The sequence below is a fragment of the Desulfobacter postgatei 2ac9 genome (assembly GCF_000233695.2).
Lineage (GTDB): Bacteria > Desulfobacterota > Desulfobacteria > Desulfobacterales > Desulfobacteraceae > Desulfobacter > Desulfobacter postgatei.
This window is the reverse complement of the sequence record NZ_CM001488.1, coordinates 1,333,082-1,352,617: the sequence shown is the minus strand read 5'-3', so window position 1 is coordinate 1,352,617 and position 19,536 is coordinate 1,333,082. Positions and strand designations below refer to the sequence as shown.

Here is a 19,536-nt window from a genome sequence, read left to right as displayed (position 1 = left end):
GAACTACCAATGTCTGAATACACCGAAGTCGAGCAACACTTTCTAAAACAGCTTCAAGAGCTGGGATGGATAATTCTGGACCAGGGTCCAGACATCCCCCATGATCCAAAGAAAAGCCTTCGAAATAACTTCCGACAATGGATACTGCCAGAAGTATTTACCCAAGCCGTTAACGACATCAACCTGACATCTGACGGAGACTCCTGGCTGACTTCAAGACAACTCACAGATCTCTACGATCAGATCCTTCGGCAGCCCAACAGAACTCTTTTAGAAGCAAATGAAGCCATCCAAAAATTGATCTTCAAAGCCCAGGTGGATGTCAATGAAATCACCGGAGAGCAGGACCCGGTGGTCAAACTGATCGACTTCCAGCATCCAGAAAACAATCAATTCCATGCCATCAATCAATTCAGGATAGACACCCCTGGCTGCGTCAAACAATTCATCATCCCGGACATCGTTCTGTTCGTAAACGGCATGCCATTGGCTGTTGTTGAGTGCAAGAAAGGCGGCCCCACCTGCGCCAATCCCATGGCCGAAGCCTTTGAGCAACTGCAGCGGTATATGAACCGAAGAAAGGCAACGAAAGAACAGGGACTGAAGGAAGGAGAGCCCCGTCTTTTTCATACCAATCTGTTGCTCATCAGAACCTGCGGCCTGGAAGCTGACTTCGGCACGATTACATCAGGAGAAGAACATTTCTTTCCCTGGAAGACCCAATGGCCTAATGATGACAAGACCGCCAAGGGTAAGAACCAGCAGGAACAATTGATCAGCGGCATGTTGAACAAGCCCAATCTGCTCCAGATTCTCAGGACATGCTCCGTATTCATGGATACGGACAGCGACGCCCGCATCAAAGTGGTCTGCAGGTACCAGCAGTTCAGGGCGGCCAACAAAATCTGCGTTCAACTCCGCCAGGGTCAAACTCCGGCAGAGCGCAGTGGTGTGGTCTGGCATACCCAAGGATCAGGCAAATCCCTAACCATGGTATTCGTCGCCCGGATCATCAGAGCGTCTACCGACTTAGCCGATTTCAAAATCGTCCTGATCAACGACCGTGTAGACTTGGAAAAACAGCTTTCCAGAACAGCCGCTCTGATTGGTGGACGAATAAATGTCATTGAAAACACTGCAGAGCTGAAAGTTGACCTGGGCACGGACACATCAGATATCAACATGGTCATGGTCCATAAGTTCCAGCAAAGGGAGGAAGCTCTCCCCCTCCAGGTGGCAGAAGCCTTGGGCACATACCTGGCCATGCCTTCGGGAAAACAATTCGGTGTGATCAACGAATCCGATCGGATCTTACTCATGATTGATGAGGCACACAGGACCCAGAGTTCCGATCTTGGAGACAACATTGTTGAGGCTTTTCCCAATGCTGCAAGGATTGCGTTCACAGGCACCCCCCTGATTGCCCAGCGTCATGGAGAAAAAAAGACCTGGAAAAGATTCGGCCAGTACATAGACACCTACCGGTTGATGGACGCAGTTGATGACGGCGCCACATTGCAGATCCTTTATGAAGGTAAAACTGCAGATGCGGCTTTAAATGAAAAGCACGCCTTTGAAACCGCCTTTGAAGATATGTTCAAAGACCGGACAGAAGAGGAGCTTCTGGCCATTAAAAAAAAGTACGGTGCCACTGGTGACATTCTGGAGGCGGAAAAACGAATCAAAGCCATTGCCTCTGATTTGGTGGATCATTACATCGGAAATATTTTACCAAACGGATTCAAGGCCCAGGTCGTTTGCCACTCGAAGCTGGCTGCGGTCCGGTATCAAACGGCCATACAAGACGCACTCCAAGACAGGCTCCAAAAAGAAAAAAATTCCCCCGCCCCTGATCTCAATCTGATCAAACAATTGGATTTTCTCAAAGCCGCTGTTGTGATTTCCAGTGACGGCACCAATGAAGCCGCCTTTGTTACGGAAGCCAGAAAGCAGGCCAGGGGTTGGAACGCTGTGGCGAACTTTTGCAAACCCTTTGACTTTGATGATCCGGAAAAAGAACTCACCGGCATTGCGTTTCTCATTGTTTGCGACATGCTGCTGACCGGGTTTGATGCCCCCATTGAACAGGTCATGTATATTGATAAAAAGATTCGGGAGCATACCCTGCTTCAAGCTATTGCACGAACCAACCGCGTGGCCAAAGGTAAGAATAGGGGCTTCATCGTGGATTACATCGGTCTTGCCAACCACCTGACCCAGGCATTAACCTTGTATGCCGCAACTGATGAACAGGAAGAACTGGCTCAGGGACTCAAAAACATTACCTCTGAGATGCCTGTTCTGGAAGAAAGATACCAACGGCTGCTGCAACTATTCAAGCTGCACAAAATCCAAAGAATACAAGAGTTCATTGAGGGGACACTTGATGATATTGCAGCTGATGCCGCTGTTGTTCATGATGCCGTGACGTTGCTCAAAGATGAACAACTGCGGGCTGACTTTGATGTGTACCTGAAAAAATTTCTCATGAGTCTGGACATCATATTGCCCAATCCCGCAGGCCACCCATATCGGGTTCCTGCCAAGCGTTTCGGTTACATCTTGCGTGTAACCAAAGAACGGTATAAAGACACCAGTCTGAGCCTCGGTGATGCCGGCGCCAAAGTCAAGGACCTGATCAACTCCCATTTGATCAGTTTGGGAATCAACCCCATGGTGCCACCAATGGAGCTTTTGGCGGATGACTTCATCGAAAAATTGAACCGGCACGCCGGAGGCAATACTGAAGCCAAGGCAAGCGAGATGGAGCATGCCATCAGAAAGCATTGCACTGTACACCATGATGAAGATCCGGCATTCTACAAAAGCCTTTCAGAAAAGGTAGAGAACCTCATTGATCAATACCAGGACAACTGGGACGCTTTGGCTGAAGAACTTGAAAAGCTAAGGGACCAGGCCCTTGAAGGCAGAAAATCCGGAAAAGACGGGATGGGGAAAGAGGCCACTACCTTTTATGAGCACATTGCAGGTGTGGCCTTTGGAAATAATAACATCCCTGACACTGCAAAACCGAAAATGAAAGATCTTATGGAAGCAATTGTTGAAACCCTGCAGTCGAGTATCGGCAGCATTGGTTTTTGGACCAATGCCGATAAGCAAAAGAAAATCAGAAGTCGTATCAAGAAAGCGTTAACCCTGACCGGGATTGACGCTTTAAAGGAAAACCGGGAACGTGTTGCAATTGAAATTATGAAGCTGGCCAAAAACAGACATGATGCGTTGACCAAAGGCGGTGAGAAATGAATGTCAGACGCATAAACGATATTGACTACATTCTGCTTCCTGGAACCAAACGGAAAACTACCGATATCGTCATAGAGCGGGATGGCGTGTTAACAGTCCGGCCCCCAGAAGGATTCACCCCTGAACAGGTAGATGCAGTGGTCCACAGCAAACGGATGTGGATATACAAAAATCTTGCAGAATGGCGGGATCTAAACGCGGCCGCTGTGGTCCGTGAGTGGGTAAATGGAGAGTCTTTTCTTTATCTGGGACGTAGCTACCGCTTGTCACTGGTGACGGACCAGTCTGCAGATCTGAAACTCAATCAAGGCCGATTCTGTTTGAAGCGATCTTTGATTGACAAGGGAGGGGAAAATGCTGCAAAAACAGCCTTTGAACGCTTTTACAAAACCAAGGGTGAAAAACGGATAAAAGACCGAATTGCCTACTACGCTCCAAAAGCAGGGGTTTCTCCCAGCGGTCTTAAAGTTAAAGACATGGGATACCGCTGGGCCAGCTGCACAAAAAGCAATCTGCTGCAATTTCACTGGAAATGCATGATGGCACCTCCCAAGATCATTGATTACATGGTGGTTCATGAACTTTGTCACATCCATCATCGCAATCACACGGACTTATTCTGGAATGAAGTGGACAAGGTGATGCCTGATTACCGCGAAAGAAAGCAGTGGTTAAAGAAATACGGAGCAGGCTTGGATTTGTAACAGGTAATGAAAAAAAAGATGACAAACTCATTTTCACGTGTTAATTTAATCCCATCAATAATTTTGAATAACACCCGCCACGCCTCTTGGGGTTTTGACCTCGAATGCGCACCCCGGCGGGTTACTTATTTTTGGGGGAAACCATGAAATTTAAGAAGCCCCCTCTTACTATCGATGATCAAATCCAACTGTTGCGTCAACGCGGCATGGATATACCCGATCCCGATAGAGCACGCCGCTACCTTTCCCACATCAGTTACTTTCGTCTTCGAGGATACTGGATTCCCTTTGAAAACAAAGAGAATGGAAAAGATCACCACTTCATGGATGGGACCACCTTTGATGCTGTCCTCAATCTTTACATCTTTGATCGGAAGTTCAGGCTCTTAATGCTGGAAGCCATCGAAAGGATTGAGATTTCATTCCGGGCACATTTTGCCAACGAACTGGGCGTGGCTTATGGGAGTCATTTCTACCTTGACCCCAATTATTTTTACAGGGCTGATCTGCATGAAAACCTTTTGAACTCTTTGGGGTCTGAAATTAATCGAAGCACGGAGCTTTTTATTGAACATTACAACAAAACCTACGATGATCCGGCGTTACCTCCGATTTGGGCTTCAGCCGAAGTGATGTCCTTTGGGCAACTTTCTCTCTGGTATAAGAATTTGAAAACCCGCCATGACAAAAACCGGATTGCTATACCCTACGGTATCGATGAAAGCCTCCTACGCTCATTTATGCACCATCTGACGTTTATCCGGAATATCACTGCTCACCATGGACGGCTTTGGAATCGTCGAATGACCATTACCATGAGGATGCCCAGAAAACCCAAAGCATTGGCAGCTATGTTAAACCCAGATGCCACCAGATATGTCGGCAACACCGTAATCATGTTGGGATACTTTCTCCAATTAATCAGCCCTGGGACCAGTTGGCCACATCGGATGCACCAATTAATAACTAACTCTCCTGGCATCCGGCCAACTGCGATGGGATTGCAAAAAAACTGGCAACATCTTCCTTTATGGAAGGTGCCTGATGGAAATAGATAAAGGCCTGAATCAATAAACTATTTGTAGTGGCTCGGAATAAAAACGCCCAGGGCTCGGAATAATTCAGGCCGGGCTCTATTTATACGTTAATAAGATTTCAATCTGACATTATCAATAACAGAAGTAGTCAACACTCCTTTCAATAAAGGCTTTTGGCCACAATCATAGACATAGTCAACATCAGCATCACCGGCCTTATCCGGGCAGGCACGCCTTTTTGTTATAATAAATGAGTATCCCAGAATTGTTTGGATGTGAATTTTAGTTGATGTTCGTGTTTAACTGTATAGAACTCAATAAAGGCTTCATGTTCTTCAATAGGTTCATCAGATGAAGTGATATCATTTATAAATGTTTCAAGTTCTTTGAGAGCTTCAATTGCATTCATTGTTTTGGGATCGTTTTCATTAATTTCCAGACCATCTTCTTCCCAATCTTCAAAATATTCTTCTACTACTGCATCTTGGATTTGATCTTTTTTGTATCTATCGTTCCTTGGCCACATTAATCTTTCACCTCTGGAATGATAAAATAGACCTTCACAAACAATAGATGGTATCTTTTGAAATGCTTTTTCGACATTCTTTATTAGCTGTACAAATTGTTCTGGCAGATCTAAGGATTCTATTAATATTTTGTTAGCTTCCTTGGCATCTTTAGCCAGTTTTAACTTTTTGATGATCTCGTTTTTTCTCTCAATTTCATCTTCCATTGCTTCCATTTCTTGAATGGCTTCTTCATAGTTTTTCTGGATTTTATCGAATTTATCTTGAGATATAGGGGCGATAGGCGTGTATGACTTTAAATATTGATCTAGTTCATGTAAGAATTTTTTGCGTTTCATTTCCCATTTTGCTGATGATTTGGCTTTGATATCTAACAAATCAATTAGTTCATCTCGAATCTCACTTAAAGCGCTTTTATCATCAATTTTTCGGGCATGTATTCCTGTCAGAACAGCTTTCATATCCTCATAATTTAACGGTGGGACCAATAATGGAATAATATTATGAGAGAGTATCCAGGATGCACCTAATTCACATTGACAAAATATACTTTTAAAATATTCGGAGGTTAGAAGCAAGATTACAACCTTCGGGTTGCTTATCTGTTCTTTGATAAATTGAACAAAATTTTTCCCGCTTGGGATACCGATCCCTTCCAGTGAAGAACAAAATATTTTTGAATCTGGAATACCTATTCCTGTTTCCATTAGATCAACTAACAGATCGGCAATTTTTTTGTTGCCTGCTGCGTGGCTTATGAAGATTTCTTTAGAGGGCATGATATTTCCTTTGTGATTTCTGGATTAACTCTAAAAAATATCAAACCAAAAAACTAAGAAAAAAACAACTCCTTACAATCCTTGGTGAACTCTTCTTAGGGCCATGACACAAACAAAGAATACTATGTACTATGGTCCACGATTGTATGAAATGTCGCTTTTGGCCGTAAGCGGTTAGCAAACCCCATCTACAAATCGTTAGCGTGCCATGAGAAGATGAGCCATCTTTTAATTAGCGGAGGTTCATCATATGTCAAAAGCAAACAAGAAAAATCAAAAGCGCACCCAATTCTGGAAGCACCATATTAAACAATGGTCTGAATCCGGCATGTCACAGAATGCATACTGTAGGCAACATGACTTAAGGCCCAACCAGTTTACATACTGGAAAAGCAAATTCAAAAACCAGACCCTTTTTCCAGAATTCGTTCAGCTCCCTTCAACACAAAGCACCCAGGTTCTAAACCTTTCTGAGCAAAAAGGATTAAGGCTGAATATAGATAACCGATTTCAGATCGAAATACCGGATGGATTTTCCCAGACAACCCTGGCCCAGGTACTCCAAGTATTGGGGAGGTGCTGATGTTTTCTCCCACCCAGAATTTAAAAATTCATATTGCACTTGGGAGCACTGATATGCGTAAATCCATTGATGGGTTATCCATACTTGTGAGTGAAACATTGAATTTAGATCCATTCTCAGGACACATGTTTGTATTCTGTAATCGGAAACAGAATATATTGAAAATCCTGTATTGGGATCGTAATGGATTCTGTCTCTGGCACAAGAGGCTGGAAAAGGATTGTTTTCAATGGCCCAAGTCAAAAAATGAGATTTTAACCATTGGCGCAAAAGAACTTTCCTGGCTAATGGACGGGCTCTCAATTCATCAGGAAAAAGCACATAAGCCATTAAAATATTCGGCTGTTTTTTGAAGAAAAAACTGTCAAAAACCGGGTGGTTATGGTATATACAACGCATGAATCAAGAGGCTTTTGCGAACATAAATGACGTTGAGAAATTAAAAGAAATAATGGCTTCTTTTGTCAGTGATTTTTCAGACAGAGAACACAATTATAAAGCCGAAATAAAAATTCTCAACGAGCAGATTAAAAGCCTTCTGGACCGACTTTTTGGCAAAAAGACAGAAAAAATTAATAAGGATGACGGTCAACGCTCCCTTTTCGATACTTTTGAACCGGATACTCCCATATTAGACGACGAGCCCGAAGAAATCAGTGTGCCTGCCCATAAGGGGAAAAAAACAGGGCGCAAGCCTTTGCCTGCAAACCTTCCACGGGTTGAAGTGATCCACGATCTGAGCGAGGAAGAAAAAACATGTGGCTGTGGTTGCATGAAATCGCGTTGTGGCCAGGAAGAATCTGAACAGCTTGAGATTATTCCGGCACAGATGAGAGTGATCAAGAATATCCGTTATAAATACGCATGTAAAAACTGTGAAGGTGTTGAAGATGACGGCCCGACAGTGTCCATTGCCAGAATGCCGGAACAAATGATCCCCAAAAGCATTGCAACCCCAGGACTTCTGGCTCATATCCTGACCGCCAAATTTGCAGATGCCTTGCCTTTCTACCGGCAGGAAAAACAGTTTCACCGAATTGGAGTAGACATTCACAGATCAAATATGTGCAATTGGGCAATAAAAGTGGCCCAGGGCTGTGAGATCCTGCTGGAATTCATGAAGGGTGAAATCCTTAACGGTCCAGTGATCAATATTGATGAAACAACTGTCCAAGTTCTGAAAGAACCGAAACGGTCAAAATGCTATATGTGGGTGTTCAAAGGAGGAACACCGGACAATCCCATTATTCTGTTCCAGTATCACCCAACTCGATCCGGGGATGTTGCCCGTAATTTTTTGAACGGCTATCAGGGTATTGTCCAAACGGATGGTTATGGCGCATATGACTTTCTTGATCATATTGAGGGAATCATTCATGTTGCCTGCTGGATACACGCACGTCGAAAGTTCATGGAGGTGGTCAAAGCTGCCGGGAATAAAGACGGCAAACCGACAGGAATCTCCGGCAAAGCCCTGAAGTACATCAGCAAATTATACAAAATAGAGAGAGAGGCCAAAGAACTTGGTTTGTCTGCTGATGGACTTTACCGGAAAAGGCAGGAACAAGCCTTGCCTATCCTTGATGAATTTAAAAAATGGTTGGATGCTCAAGTTGAGAAGGTGCCCCCCAAAAGCCTTCTTGGCAAAGCCATCAACTACACCCTTAATCAATGGCATCGGCTGGTCCTGTATACGGAAAGTGGTCTGGTAATGCCCGACAATAATGTGGTTGAAAATGCAATAAGACCCTTTGTGGTCGGTAGAAAAAATTGGTTATTTTCGTGTACATCCGAAGGCGCCAGGGCCAGTGCCTGCATTTACAGCCTAATCGAAACCGCCAAGGCCAATGGACTTGAACCTTATTGGTACCTCAAATTTCTTTTTGAAAATTTACCGGAAGCCATGACGGAAGACGAATTTAAAGCTTTGATGCCACAAAACGTGGATAAAAACTTGCTGGAAAACTATACAACACCCCGATAGGCTTAAAAAGGTGTGGTTCATACACCGCTTACTGAGCTCTCCGAATACAACATGTTGTATCTGGGTTAATCTCAGAAAACACGAGCTTTGATAGACATATCCATCGATCTATTACATTACGGGATTTTACTGTACTTTGAACTATTTGATGAGGGACAGATCAAGAAACTTTTTTGTATCCTCATTGCCAAATTTTCTTTGTTTATACTATTAATGTCGTCCTTGGGATTTAAAAATCTTTACTCTATTTTTAAATACTGCTAAGCCACTATAATGATGTCTTGGCAGTCGGGCCGGAGATTATTCCCAATTTATATGCCATGCTGGTTTATCTGCCTATTTATTGAACCAAGAATGCAAATGGGCTGTTCATAACTTCATAAAAAAGAATTTAGGTGACTAAATGAAAATCCAGGTACTAAATCTCGAAGGAATCCACAATCGTGAAATTAAAGGTCTGGAGGCCATTGAAAAATCATTCCCCAAAGCGTGGATAGCCTATGCTTCACTTGAATTATATAGGGAGCAAAGAGGAAGCCGGGAGTTTGATTTGGTTATAGTAACTTATGACCGTGTACTTGCTATTGAAATAAAAGATTGGAATGGAGAATTAAAAAGCGATGGATCTTCTTGGTTTTTGAATTCCGAATCAAGAGGAAAATCTCCAGTTTTGGCAATTGATAAAAAAGCTAAAATTCTATATGGCCAATTGAAGAAAATTTCTCATCAAATTCAACCAATAGATAACATTTCGGTTGAAGGTGTTGTCGTTCTGACTGGTACGGCTGGAAAAAAGGATCTCACTCAAGATGAAAAGAATTCTGTGTTTACATTGGATGATTTTTTGGGAATTGTTAACGAAATAAAGTACAAGAAAGTATTCAAGTATCTTAATCGAGGCCGAGACTTATGCAAAAACAAAGCCGTTTTTGATCATTTTTTTCAAAATAAAAAACTATTTAAACCACAAGAACAAACATTTCACAATCATCAAATTATTGGGGATGCTATATATCAACATCCCAAATATATATATAAAGAATTTCAGGCAGTTGATATAAACGTAAAATCGAAAGCGTTGTTGCGGTTATGGGATCTTTCATCGGACACACTACCGATTGAACACCATACCCAAGAGGCAAAAAGGGAAATTGTTGAACGCGAACCACTAGTTTTGTCATACATCAAAGAAATTTCTCCTGAGCTTTTCGAAAAAAGAGCGATTTTAGAACAAAAGTCATATGTTGGTACCCAAATTATCGCGGATGAATATGCTGAGCTTTATGATTTGCCAACAAGCCAAGAAAGACTGTCTCAATTCATAAATAGTTCAAATTTAACATCGACAGAACGAATAAGTTTAATAAAATTCATGCTTTCAAGTTTTTCAGATATTCACGGAACCAATGTTGCGCATAGGGATTTAGGGCAAGATTGTATATGGGCAAGCCCAACCAAAATTAGTTTCTCCGGCTTTATGTCAGCCACGTTGCCCAATAATCGGACGATTAGGCAACGGTTGCCAATTTTGCAATCTAACAGAATTATACTGCCTGAACATGAATTAGATGGCTTGAAGACTGATCCGTTTAAACAGGATGTGTTTTTGTTGGGTGTGGCAGCTCATTTAATAGCCTTTGGAGAAAAACCTGATTTAGATGATGGGGTGCCTGAGTGGAAAAAAAAGGAGAATTTTGAAGAATATCATCAATGGTTTGAGAAAGCATTGTCATGGGAGCCTTCTGATCGATTCTCGAATGCCAAAGAAATGCTTGACGCTTTTAATGAGATTGCTATCGATCAAAACGACTCAATTGATATATCTGATCAAATTTCGAATTATCAAATAAATGATGTAATAATGGCAAAATATAGAGCTGATCAAACTCTAAAAAAACCACCCCCTGCCATAGTTTATAAATCTGAATGTAATGCTTTTCCAGTAATAGTAAAATGCTGGAATATAGCAAACGATCACGATCTCCATAAAAATATCGATATATATAATTTTTTTGAAACTGTTGAAAAATATAAAAGAATCCAAAGTGATTATTTGGCAAAGATTATAGACTGCGGCATTGATCAGTTAAACAGTATCTTTATGGTGCAAGAATATTATGAAGGTATAAGCTTTAGTGAATTGAATGATATTGATTCACTTGAGCAGAAATCCTTAATAGCCTTAAAATTAATCGATGGTGTTGAAAATTTACACCAGAATGAAATTTATCATAGGGACATTAGGATTGAAAACATCATCTTCGTTAAGTCTTCTGACAGTATTACTCCAATCATAATTGATGTTATAGAATATATGAAACGGGACTATTGCCAAAACTATTGCCCGAAAGATTATGAAAGCATCTCTCTAGAAGAAAGAGATATTTATGCAGTTGCTCTGGTCGTTTGTGAAATACTGGGAATTAAATATAGCCTTCAGAATGGAGTAGCAGAAATACAAGAGGGAACTGGTGTCTTAAAACCCCTAAATAAAATTTTAAAAGATATGACCTTGGCAAGTCATAGTGACAGATTGACGGTGTTGGGAAGCTTGAAGGATGAATTGAAGTGTATTGTTGAGCCACCAATAAAAAAAGAAAACAAAGAAATAACAATACAAGTTACCACCAATGAACTATCAAGAGATATAAACTTTGATAAGGTGTATAGCGAGGCTGAACCTAATTTATTGGCATCTGATAATGGGTTATTATACGTAAAATGTAATATCAGGAAAGACGATACTCCTAGTGACCTTTTTATCATAGGCATGAATCAAGAAATAAAAATTAAATATGATAAAAAATCAAAAAAAATTTTGAAATGTTGGGTTAATTATATAGAAGGGCAGAAGGCTATAATCGCCAGTAATAAACCCTTATATAAACCATTTGAAGCTTCAATATACATTAAATTGTCCAACAAATTTATTGTTTCGGAAATGGAAGCATGGATTACTGACGAAGTTCTACAGTCTGTTTCACAAGAAAATGACATCTGCGAGTCTGAGGATGATGAATTTGATGAATTCCTATCAACTAACGAAAAAACACCCCCCAATGTTTCCGACGCCTTAAGTCTTTCGGATAGATGGAATGAATTAATTGAGGTTGAAGAAGATCTTACTGTTGAGGTCCGCGTGATAGGCCAACCTGTATACAGAAGTGAAGAGAATGTGCTTATCATCCCGTATGACTATAGCAGTGTAACACCGGACTTCAATGAAAACGATTCTGTGAAAGTGCTTTATCAAAATAAGCAGGGAGAGGAAAGATCGATTGGTGAATTGGATCTGAACAGAACGACCACTGATACTCTTTATATTATGGTTAGAAATTTACCCATCGATATAGAAGTCATTAACAAACTTACTTTAGACAGCCTTTGGCAAAAAGAGTCTTTTAAAAGAAGACTTAATGCAACAAAAAGAATTCTGAACAAACGATCCGTTATTCCAAATTTGATAGATCTGTTAGATGGTGAATATGAAACTATAATAACCCGGGAAGATGTTGAGTTTGATGAAGAGTTAATCGAAAGGTATTTCGGTGACAATGAAGCCCAGGTAGATTCATTTAAAAGAATTTTAGTCAACAGGCCATTAGGGCTTTTACAAGGGCCTCCAGGTACCGGTAAAACAAAATTTGTTGCGGCCTTTGTCCATTATTTGTTTCAACGATTAGGTATCAGCAATATACTGCTTGTTAGTCAGTCCCATGAGGCCGTTAACAACATTGGAGAGGCGATTGTAAAGCTTAATGCCGAGATCGAACCTGATTTTTATCTGGAAATGGTTAGGGTTGGCGCAGAGGGAGTTATATCCAAATCCCTACTTAAATATCATTCTATCGGCCTTAAAGAAAAATACAGCAGCACTTTTAAAGCAGAGTTCAAAAAAAGAATATCGATAGTCGGAAAATCCATTGGGCTGCCCGAAAGATTTGTTTCTATCTATTTTGATGTTCAACAGACGCTGGGGGTGCTATCAAAAAAAATACACGAACTGCTGGGAACAGACGAAAAAGCACAAAGCCGAACAATTCAAAAAAGGGTAAACAGTCTTCGTGATAGATTTTGGCAAATTTATGATGGCAAATATAAAAAAGCCTATGGAGAGCCAAATGACGAAATTAATGAAACATTGGTCTCTCTTGAAAATAAGATAAAAGAAAAATACGGGATCTCATCGTATCCTCATTATCTCACCAAATTGAACAAACTGATTTCTCTTGGAGAAGAATGGTTAAAAGTATTAGACAGTAACATAAGAGGTTATGAAGAATTTTTGGCCAGAACTAGGCATATAATCATTGGGACCTGTGTTGGAGTAGGGAAGCCTTCCCTTAAAATTCATGATAATATGTACGATTGGGTAATTATTGATGAGGCTGCCCGGTGTAATCCAAGCGAATTGGCTGTTTCAATGCAGGTCGGTAAAAATATACTTTTAGTAGGGGATCATAAACAATTACCACCAATGATTGATGATTTAGTACTTGAACGAACCTCACGAAAGCTAAAGATATCGCAGACTGAACTTAAAAAAAGTGAATTTCAAAGATTGATGGAAAGCAATTTCGGCAAGAGATGTGGATGCGGCTTGAATAAACAATACCGTATGTGCAAACCAATTGCAGACATGATATCTGATGTCTTTTACAAACACGATGGCATTGAACTCATCACAATGCGCGAGATCGACTACAATTTCACTGCTACATTACCGGATATTTTAGATAAAAGCGTCACTTGGATAGATACATCTTCGGTTGATAGAAGGGCTTTTCATCGCCAGGATGAATTAAAGAGTCTTTATAACCCATATGAAGCAAATACTGTTATTAGCATATTAGATCAATTATATAATTCCGATCTTTTTATCGAATTTCTATCTCAAAAATCATTTAATGAACCACCTATAGGTGTGATTTGCCCGTATGCTGCACAGAAAAAATATTTAAATAGAGAGATTCTTAAGAAGGGTTGGCCTTCAGATTTTATGAATTTGTTGAAAATTGACACGATTGATAGCTACCAGGGGAAGGAAAATGAAATTATAATAGTAAGTTTGACAAGAAACGATAAGAAAATTACTAAAGGTTTCTTAAAGTATCCGGAAAGAATAAACGTCAGTCTTTCAAGAGCCAGAGAGCGCCTTGTAATAATAGGTGCGACCCGCATGTGGGATATTGCTCCTGCGGATATGCCATTACGAAAAATTCTTGAGTATATTGAAATAAGAAAAGATTCAAAAGATTATGGTCTGTATGATGCGGCTGACTTATTTAGAATAGATGGAGATCTGTCATAATGTTAAACGAATCCCCTTTTTTTGATCCTGAATCAGGTGAACAATATGATGCAATCACTATTGATAAATTTTCGTTCCTATTACCTTGTAAAGCTTTTAATATAAAATATACAATATCAAAAAGCTATGACCTTGCGCTAACTTATGAATTTATCATGCGGTTTTTAAAAATAAACGGACGGACCGATATTGATATCCTAAGACAATTCTTTGGGTTTTCATCTTCAGAGATGAATATAGAACTGAACAAGCTGCTTAATGATGGATATATCGTAAAAGATATTAATACGGGAATGATTACATTAACCAATCGAGGAGAAAGTCTCTTTATTGAGGATAAGCCAGAAATTATCAAGACTGAAAATGTAAACGATACCTTTTTTGTTGAATTGTTTAGCTATAATTTGGTGAAATCTCAAAGGAGTTCTCATATAAACGCCTTTATTGATATGAAAATGACCCAGGTGGAAGCTCATGAGGCATCCAAAAGTAAAACTAAAGCCAAGGAAAGCTTTAGGAAGGGGTTTTACCAATTTTCAGAGAGTAAAGGTGGGAAAGAGGATAATTATAGAATTAATTTACGCAAAATTGATAATATAACTGCATTAAATAGTTTTCCGACTGAAATACAGGCAAATGTAGAACTTAAGATTTCACCCTCACTTGATATAGAGTTGCAGCTACCAAAATTAAAAGAATTTCAAGACCCAAGCAAGATATTGCGAGTTATTAGAAGATCTGCAAATAGTGTTTCGTCTGAACAGAAGCATTCAGGAAAAGGTGATTTACAAAATTTTGTAAATTTGATTCAGGATGAGAATTTTATCTGTAGTTATATGACAAGGGATAACAGGTTCCTTTTTTCAAATTATATTAGGGATGTTTTTATAAGCCAAAGCCGCGAATATGAATACCCGGATACTAAGTCTATAATTGGTTCTCCCCTCATGGGTCGAAATTTTCAGGATATTAGAAAGTGCGTTAATGATGCAGAATTTTCTGAAGAAACAGGTGACAAAATAAATTTAATATGGTTGCGTCCCTCCTATCCCTTCTGGGGACGATCAAAAGAATCCATAGAAAACATAAATCTTGTCAAAAGAGATATAAAAGAAGATGAAGGTGAATTGTTTCTTCTGACAGATAAAGATAGTGCTGGAATTAAGGGATGGGACGCCAAGAAGCGCTATCAATGGTATTTCGACTCCATAATTGTCCATGATAGTATACCAGAGTTGGAAAATATCGAAATAATCCTGATACCTGGGGTGTTCGTTTGTACTCTCCATTATCATTCCATAAAAGAGGCTCCATATAAAATCCCGTTTGGTTTAATGAGTACTAATCTGGACATTCTAAAAAAAGTACAAAGCAAGTTGGCGGAATATTTAAATGATAAAATAATAGTTGATATTCTTAACTATGACGAAACTTACCAGAAGAATAACTTCATCCAACAAGTTTTGAACTTACTACATGTCAAGGAATAGAAAAGAATTTGATACCTGTCTAAAAATCTTATAGCTGAAGGGGTATGATTCAGATGAATTTAATTGATTAACTTTCATCTGAAAGTTAATCAGATAATAGGATTTGAAAGAAGACAAAATCGTTAGAGGGAAAAAGTGTCCAATGATGGTATCATTGGTTACCTGAGCTGATTTAGAATCAGCATTCAATAACAGAAGCATTGTGGGGGCATTTATCACTGAGGACTGTGTCGAAAACAAAATACCATCAATGCCGAACTTCAAACCTCGGACTATTATTAATAGTTTTGACCATCAAGTTCCTGAAAAATAATTGAGGCCAGGTCTGATCACCAGGTCAATTATTCAATGAGGGACAACCTTGAATTGTTATTCATGAAAGTCTCTCCTTTGTAAACTTGAGCGGTTCATATCTGGAGAGACGTTTCATTTATCTCCTTAAATGCCAACTTATTTAAAACCCAGGGCAAACGATAAATTTACATCCCATAATCTTCACCATAAAAACGCTGGAAATTTTTATTAAATTTTATCCAAGTATAATTATGCTGTTTCTGTTCACGGATGTAAATCTTCCAAGCTTCTCTTTCTTTGGCGGATTTAAGTTTTTTCACTGGTTCAAATTTATACGCATTTTCAATTGTATAGCCGCCTTGGGATGGTTCAAATTCTCCTAAAATTTTCAAATTATCGGGCTGTCCTGTGTTTCTTCCATTATTCATATCTCCTTTCTTGGGGCGTTCAAGGATAATGCCGTTTTTGGCAATTCGCATACCGGTTTTAGAAAATGGGATGCTTGAATTTTTTTTCGTCTTTCCGCCTATATCAGTTAGAACAAACCCTGCCCCCCGTGGTTTGACTTCAAGGCCTATTCTGGACAGTTCCCTATGGAAGTCTTGCCAGGTACCAGATTTAATTGCCGCTTGGGCGATAAAATCTTTTGATTCTAAAACAAAAGTATCAAAGGATTTTAACCCGGTTTTAGTTTCAAAATCTTTGGCTTTGGCGTTTTCCCGTTTTGGCTCCCGTTGAAAAAATTCTTTTACCTCATAATCCCCGGCTGATTTTTCATAGGAACCAAACCGGTCTTGAAGTTTTTTCTTTGACAAATTTTTATCAAAATCGCTTAATTTTATGTGATGACCATCTTTTTGCTTGTGGCCGATTGCAGCCAGGATACAGCCGTTCCCACGCATTTGCACAGTTAAGCCGTAAGTGGCAAGTTCTTCGTGTAAGGACTGCCAATCCGGTGCATTATCAAAGGCGTGTTTAACATCTGATTGCCGCTGCTTAACGTAATCGCTAAATTGCTGTTCAACCCCAACATCAACCTTAAGCTTATATTTTTCCTCCAGGAGCCGACATATTTTATCCCGTTTATAATAATCATAAAAAGGATCATGTCGGGTGTATTTTTCCTTATGAATCATATTGTAAGCAACGTGCATGTGGGGATTGTCTGTATTGATATGTATTCCGCAGAGCCGTTGATGGTCTTCAAAACCTAAAGCGACTGCAAATTCTTTTTCAATGTTTTTAAAATCGTCCAGGGAAAGTTTTTTGAAATCTTCGGGATGAAAACTTACCACCATATGATAAGTTTTTTCTTTTTTTGTCCGGGTATTCATTCCCTGGGTGGCTTTAATTTCATCAATAGCCAGATCATAATCCTGCCCGGCATAACAGCCGGCTGTCCATTTTGCATAGAGCTTTTCCCCTTCATGGCCGGCACCTATATACACCCCTAAACGCTTTATGTTGTCGTTTTGCGGTTCGCAGTGGATACGTTTTGATATCATGGCATTAAACTTTTATGATGGTACTAGGATCCAAAACCATACAACAGGGTTGCAACCTTACATCATATCCCGGATTTTAGAAATGACCGGCTTGAGCTGCCGCTGCCTGTCTTCAATGTCATGCAGCACCTTTCTTATTTCTCCAGGAGGCACATTTTTAAACCCTTGGGAAAGATAGTATTTAAACAGCCCCCCAAGCCGGCCAAGGTCAGCATTCACTTTAAGAGCAGATAAAAAAGCCTTTTGGTCAAGCCTTGATTCTATCCGTTGGCCGGTTATAATCCTGCGGATATAATCAGAAACAGACAGGCCGGTTTGTTTGGCTAACTGCTGTATTTTGGCGTGTTCTTTGGCTGTGACGTATGATTTAAGGCATTTTGTACGTTTATTTTCCATAACTTCCTTATCTTAAAAATGTTTGCGGCCAACACCACCAAAAACAATGGTGTTGGCCGGTACCATTGTTTCTGGTGGTGTGATTTGGTTATTAATACCATTCCCAATGGTTATCTGATAACGCTGCAGCGATTTGGTTTTGCTCACTTGTGGAGTCTGCATAGATTACATAAAATTCATTTCCATCATCATCTTCCTTCTTGTATCCTAAATCAGTTCCAACATAAGAAAGTTGTGAGTATGCTGTATATTCGTGATTAATGAGAGCATTGTAATAATTCCGACAAGCCGCCGGTAATTCGGGATTAACCACTTTTATTGTTTTAGCATTATATCTGAATCTGCCATGTTTCACTAAAATCCGCACTTCAACCAGATTGTGATTTAAACGTTCAAGGGTGCAGAACGGGCTTGAATAATTGACGATTGCATTAATCAAGCTCGGCATTCCCTGTGCGGATGAATCCGGGCATTTATTCAGGAATGCCCTTCTTAAATCCAGGGTCTCAGATATTTTATCACCCTTTATTCCATAAAAATAATTCAGGGCCGGATTGCACTCCGACGGCTGTACGGCGGATGAAAGACATAGGATGCTTTCACAGGCCAATGTTTGAATATTTGACAATTCTGCCTGGGCTGATCCCTGGATTGAAACTACCGCCAATAAAAAAATAATTGTGATTTTAAGTGATTTCATGATTTATCCCTCCATGGTCCAGATTTAAGCTGGAATTTTTAAATTGTGTATTGCCGTATCCTTTTGGTTTATGACGGCAATATCGTCGATCTTTCTGCCCTGTTTGGTTCTTTTAATAAAAACCACCAAATCAACTACCTCCTGGATCAAATCATCCATGGGGGTCGGTACCACTTCAGCAATGAGCTGCTGCAGCCGGACCAGTCCCCCGGCACAGGAATTGGCATGGACGGTGCACACGCCACCCGGGTGGCCGGTATTCCACGCCTTTAACAGGTCAAGGGCTTCCCCGCCTCTTACTTCACCCACAACGATTCTGTCCGGCCGGAGCCTCATGGTGGCCTTAAGAAGATGTTGCATATTGGTGTTTTGGTTTGTACGCAGCATCACCTTATTTTTTGACAGGCACTGCAGTTCGCTGGTGTCTTCGATAATAACAAGCCGCTCATCGCCGGCAATATTTGCCAATTCTGCAAGAATGGCATTTGTCAGGGTTGTTTTGCCTGATCCCGTTCCGCCCACCACCAGGATATTTTTTTTGTTTGCAATGGCATCACAGATAATTTGTTGCTGATCCGGTGACATGGTTCCGGACCGCACGTAATTATCCAGGGTAAATATCCTGATGGCCTTTTTGCGGATTGTGAACGTGGGATTGGCCACAACCGGAGGAAACAACCCCTCAAACCGGCTGCCGTCCAGGGGCAATTCACCTTCAACAACGGGAGAATCCTTTGTAACGACGGCCCCAAGCATGGACGCAACCTGGCTCAGTATTCCCGCAGCAGACGATGCAGGAATGGCTGACACTTCCACCATTCCCTTGTCAAACGTATCGAGCCATAGCTTGCCGTCAGGATTGAGCATAATTTCAATCACGTTATCATCATCCAGGGCCTGGGTGACAATGGGGCCTAAATTATGCTTCAAACTGTCCAACACGACGCTCATTTTCACTCCTT

General features: G+C 40.5%; 13 protein-coding genes. 8 read left to right on the top strand and 5 right to left on the bottom strand.

Translation table 11 applies throughout. The annotated features are described in order from the left end of the window. Nucleotides 1-9 precede the first annotated feature (9 nt). The 3 genes from DESPODRAFT_RS06195 to DESPODRAFT_RS06185 all read left to right on the top strand — a co-directional run bounded on the left by DESPODRAFT_RS06195 (nt 10) and on the right by DESPODRAFT_RS06185 (nt 5,026). On the top strand, nt 10-3,264 hold the full coding sequence (locus DESPODRAFT_RS06195; RefSeq protein ID WP_004072256.1) for a type I restriction endonuclease subunit R: 3,255 nt from the start codon (nt 10-12) through the stop codon (nt 3,262-3,264). Further along, nucleotides 3,261-3,968, top strand: coding sequence for a M48 family metallopeptidase (locus DESPODRAFT_RS06190; protein WP_004072253.1), 708 nt, complete (start codon nt 3,261-3,263; stop codon nt 3,966-3,968). The genes DESPODRAFT_RS06195 and DESPODRAFT_RS06190 overlap by 4 nt, the downstream gene beginning before the upstream one ends. Nucleotides 3,969-4,111: 143 nt before the next feature. After that, nucleotides 4,112-5,026, top strand: coding sequence for an Abi family protein (locus DESPODRAFT_RS06185; protein ID WP_040015861.1), 915 nt, complete (start codon nt 4,112-4,114; stop codon nt 5,024-5,026). Between the two features lie 220 nt (nt 5,027-5,246). Here DESPODRAFT_RS06185 and DESPODRAFT_RS06180 read toward each other — a convergent pair whose 3' ends face one another. Beyond that, on the bottom strand, nt 5,247-6,311 hold the full coding sequence (locus DESPODRAFT_RS06180; protein WP_004072249.1) for a toll/interleukin-1 receptor domain-containing protein: 1,065 nt from the start codon (nt 6,309-6,311) through the stop codon (nt 5,247-5,249). A gap of 250 nt (nt 6,312-6,561) precedes the next feature. Here DESPODRAFT_RS06180 and tnpA point away from each other — a divergent pair, with 250 nt between their 5' ends. The 5 genes from tnpA (at nt 6,562) to DESPODRAFT_RS06155 (ending at nt 15,679) form a co-directional block, all read left to right on the top strand. Continuing rightward, nucleotides 6,562-6,894, top strand: a complete 333-nt coding sequence (gene tnpA, locus DESPODRAFT_RS06175; protein ID WP_004070426.1) for an IS66 family insertion sequence element accessory protein TnpA — start codon at nt 6,562-6,564, stop codon at nt 6,892-6,894. Further along, nucleotides 6,894-7,247, top strand: coding sequence for an IS66 family insertion sequence element accessory protein TnpB (gene tnpB, locus DESPODRAFT_RS06170; RefSeq protein WP_004072247.1), 354 nt, complete (start codon nt 6,894-6,896; stop codon nt 7,245-7,247). Before tnpA ends, tnpB begins: the two co-directional genes overlap by 1 nt. Nucleotides 7,248-7,291: 44 nt before the next feature. Next, nucleotides 7,292-8,878, top strand: a complete 1,587-nt coding sequence (gene tnpC, locus DESPODRAFT_RS06165) for an IS66 family transposase (protein WP_004072245.1) — start codon at nt 7,292-7,294, stop codon at nt 8,876-8,878. A gap of 403 nt (nt 8,879-9,281) precedes the next feature. Next, the gene (locus DESPODRAFT_RS06160; RefSeq protein WP_004072242.1) at nt 9,282-14,189 is read left to right on the top strand and encodes an AAA domain-containing protein; all 4,908 of its coding nucleotides are present in this window, start codon (nt 9,282-9,284) and stop codon (nt 14,187-14,189) included. Then, entirely contained in the window at nt 14,189-15,679 is a 1,491-nt protein-coding gene (locus tag DESPODRAFT_RS06155) for a hypothetical protein (protein WP_004072240.1), read from the top strand. The genes DESPODRAFT_RS06160 and DESPODRAFT_RS06155 overlap by 1 nt, the downstream gene beginning before the upstream one ends. 479 nt (nt 15,680-16,158) lie before the next feature. Here DESPODRAFT_RS06155 and traI read toward each other — a convergent pair whose 3' ends face one another. The 4 genes from traI to trbB form a co-directional block, all read right to left on the bottom strand. Continuing rightward, entirely contained in the window at nt 16,159-17,478 is a 1,320-nt protein-coding gene (gene traI, locus DESPODRAFT_RS06150; protein ID WP_004072238.1) for a TraI/MobA(P) family conjugative relaxase, read from the bottom strand. Between the two features lie 57 nt (nt 17,479-17,535). Continuing rightward, nucleotides 17,536-17,874 (bottom strand): plasmid mobilization protein, encoded by a 339-nt coding sequence (locus DESPODRAFT_RS06145; RefSeq protein WP_004072236.1) that lies wholly within the window; start codon nt 17,872-17,874, stop codon nt 17,536-17,538. Between the two features lie 91 nt (nt 17,875-17,965). Next, nucleotides 17,966-18,574, bottom strand: a complete 609-nt coding sequence (locus DESPODRAFT_RS06140; protein ID WP_004072233.1) for a TrbM/KikA/MpfK family conjugal transfer protein — start codon at nt 18,572-18,574, stop codon at nt 17,966-17,968. A 24-nt stretch (nt 18,575-18,598) separates the two neighbouring features. Next, nucleotides 18,599-19,525: a P-type conjugative transfer ATPase TrbB gene (gene trbB / locus DESPODRAFT_RS06135; RefSeq protein WP_004072232.1), complete on the bottom strand. Its 927-nt coding sequence runs from the start codon at nt 19,523-19,525 to the stop codon at nt 18,599-18,601. Nucleotides 19,526-19,536: the final 11 nt, after the last annotated feature.

Excerpts from the sequence above, each read along its gene's own strand:
- DESPODRAFT_RS06195 (WP_004072256.1), top strand. The coding sequence starts at position 10 with ATGTCTGAATACACCGAAGTCGAGCAACACTTTCTAAAACAGCTTCAA.
- DESPODRAFT_RS06190 (WP_004072253.1), top strand. The coding sequence starts at position 3,261 with ATGAATGTCAGACGCATAAACGATATTGACTACATTCTGCTTCCTGGA.
- DESPODRAFT_RS06185 (WP_040015861.1), top strand. The coding sequence starts at position 4,112 with ATGAAATTTAAGAAGCCCCCTCTTACTATCGATGATCAAATCCAACTG.
- DESPODRAFT_RS06180 (WP_004072249.1), bottom strand. The coding sequence starts at position 6,311 with ATGCCCTCTAAAGAAATCTTCATAAGCCACGCAGCAGGCAACAAAAAA.
- tnpA (WP_004070426.1), top strand. The coding sequence starts at position 6,562 with ATGTCAAAAGCAAACAAGAAAAATCAAAAGCGCACCCAATTCTGGAAG.
- tnpB (WP_004072247.1), top strand. The coding sequence starts at position 6,894 with ATGTTTTCTCCCACCCAGAATTTAAAAATTCATATTGCACTTGGGAGC.
- tnpC (WP_004072245.1), top strand. The coding sequence starts at position 7,292 with ATGAATCAAGAGGCTTTTGCGAACATAAATGACGTTGAGAAATTAAAA.
- DESPODRAFT_RS06160 (WP_004072242.1), top strand. The coding sequence starts at position 9,282 with ATGAAAATCCAGGTACTAAATCTCGAAGGAATCCACAATCGTGAAATT.
- DESPODRAFT_RS06155 (WP_004072240.1), top strand. The coding sequence starts at position 14,189 with ATGTTAAACGAATCCCCTTTTTTTGATCCTGAATCAGGTGAACAATAT.
- traI (WP_004072238.1), bottom strand. The coding sequence starts at position 17,478 with ATGATATCAAAACGTATCCACTGCGAACCGCAAAACGACAACATAAAG.
- DESPODRAFT_RS06145 (WP_004072236.1), bottom strand. The coding sequence starts at position 17,874 with ATGGAAAATAAACGTACAAAATGCCTTAAATCATACGTCACAGCCAAA.
- DESPODRAFT_RS06140 (WP_004072233.1), bottom strand. The coding sequence starts at position 18,574 with ATGAAATCACTTAAAATCACAATTATTTTTTTATTGGCGGTAGTTTCA.
- trbB (WP_004072232.1), bottom strand. The coding sequence starts at position 19,525 with ATGAGCGTCGTGTTGGACAGTTTGAAGCATAATTTAGGCCCCATTGTC.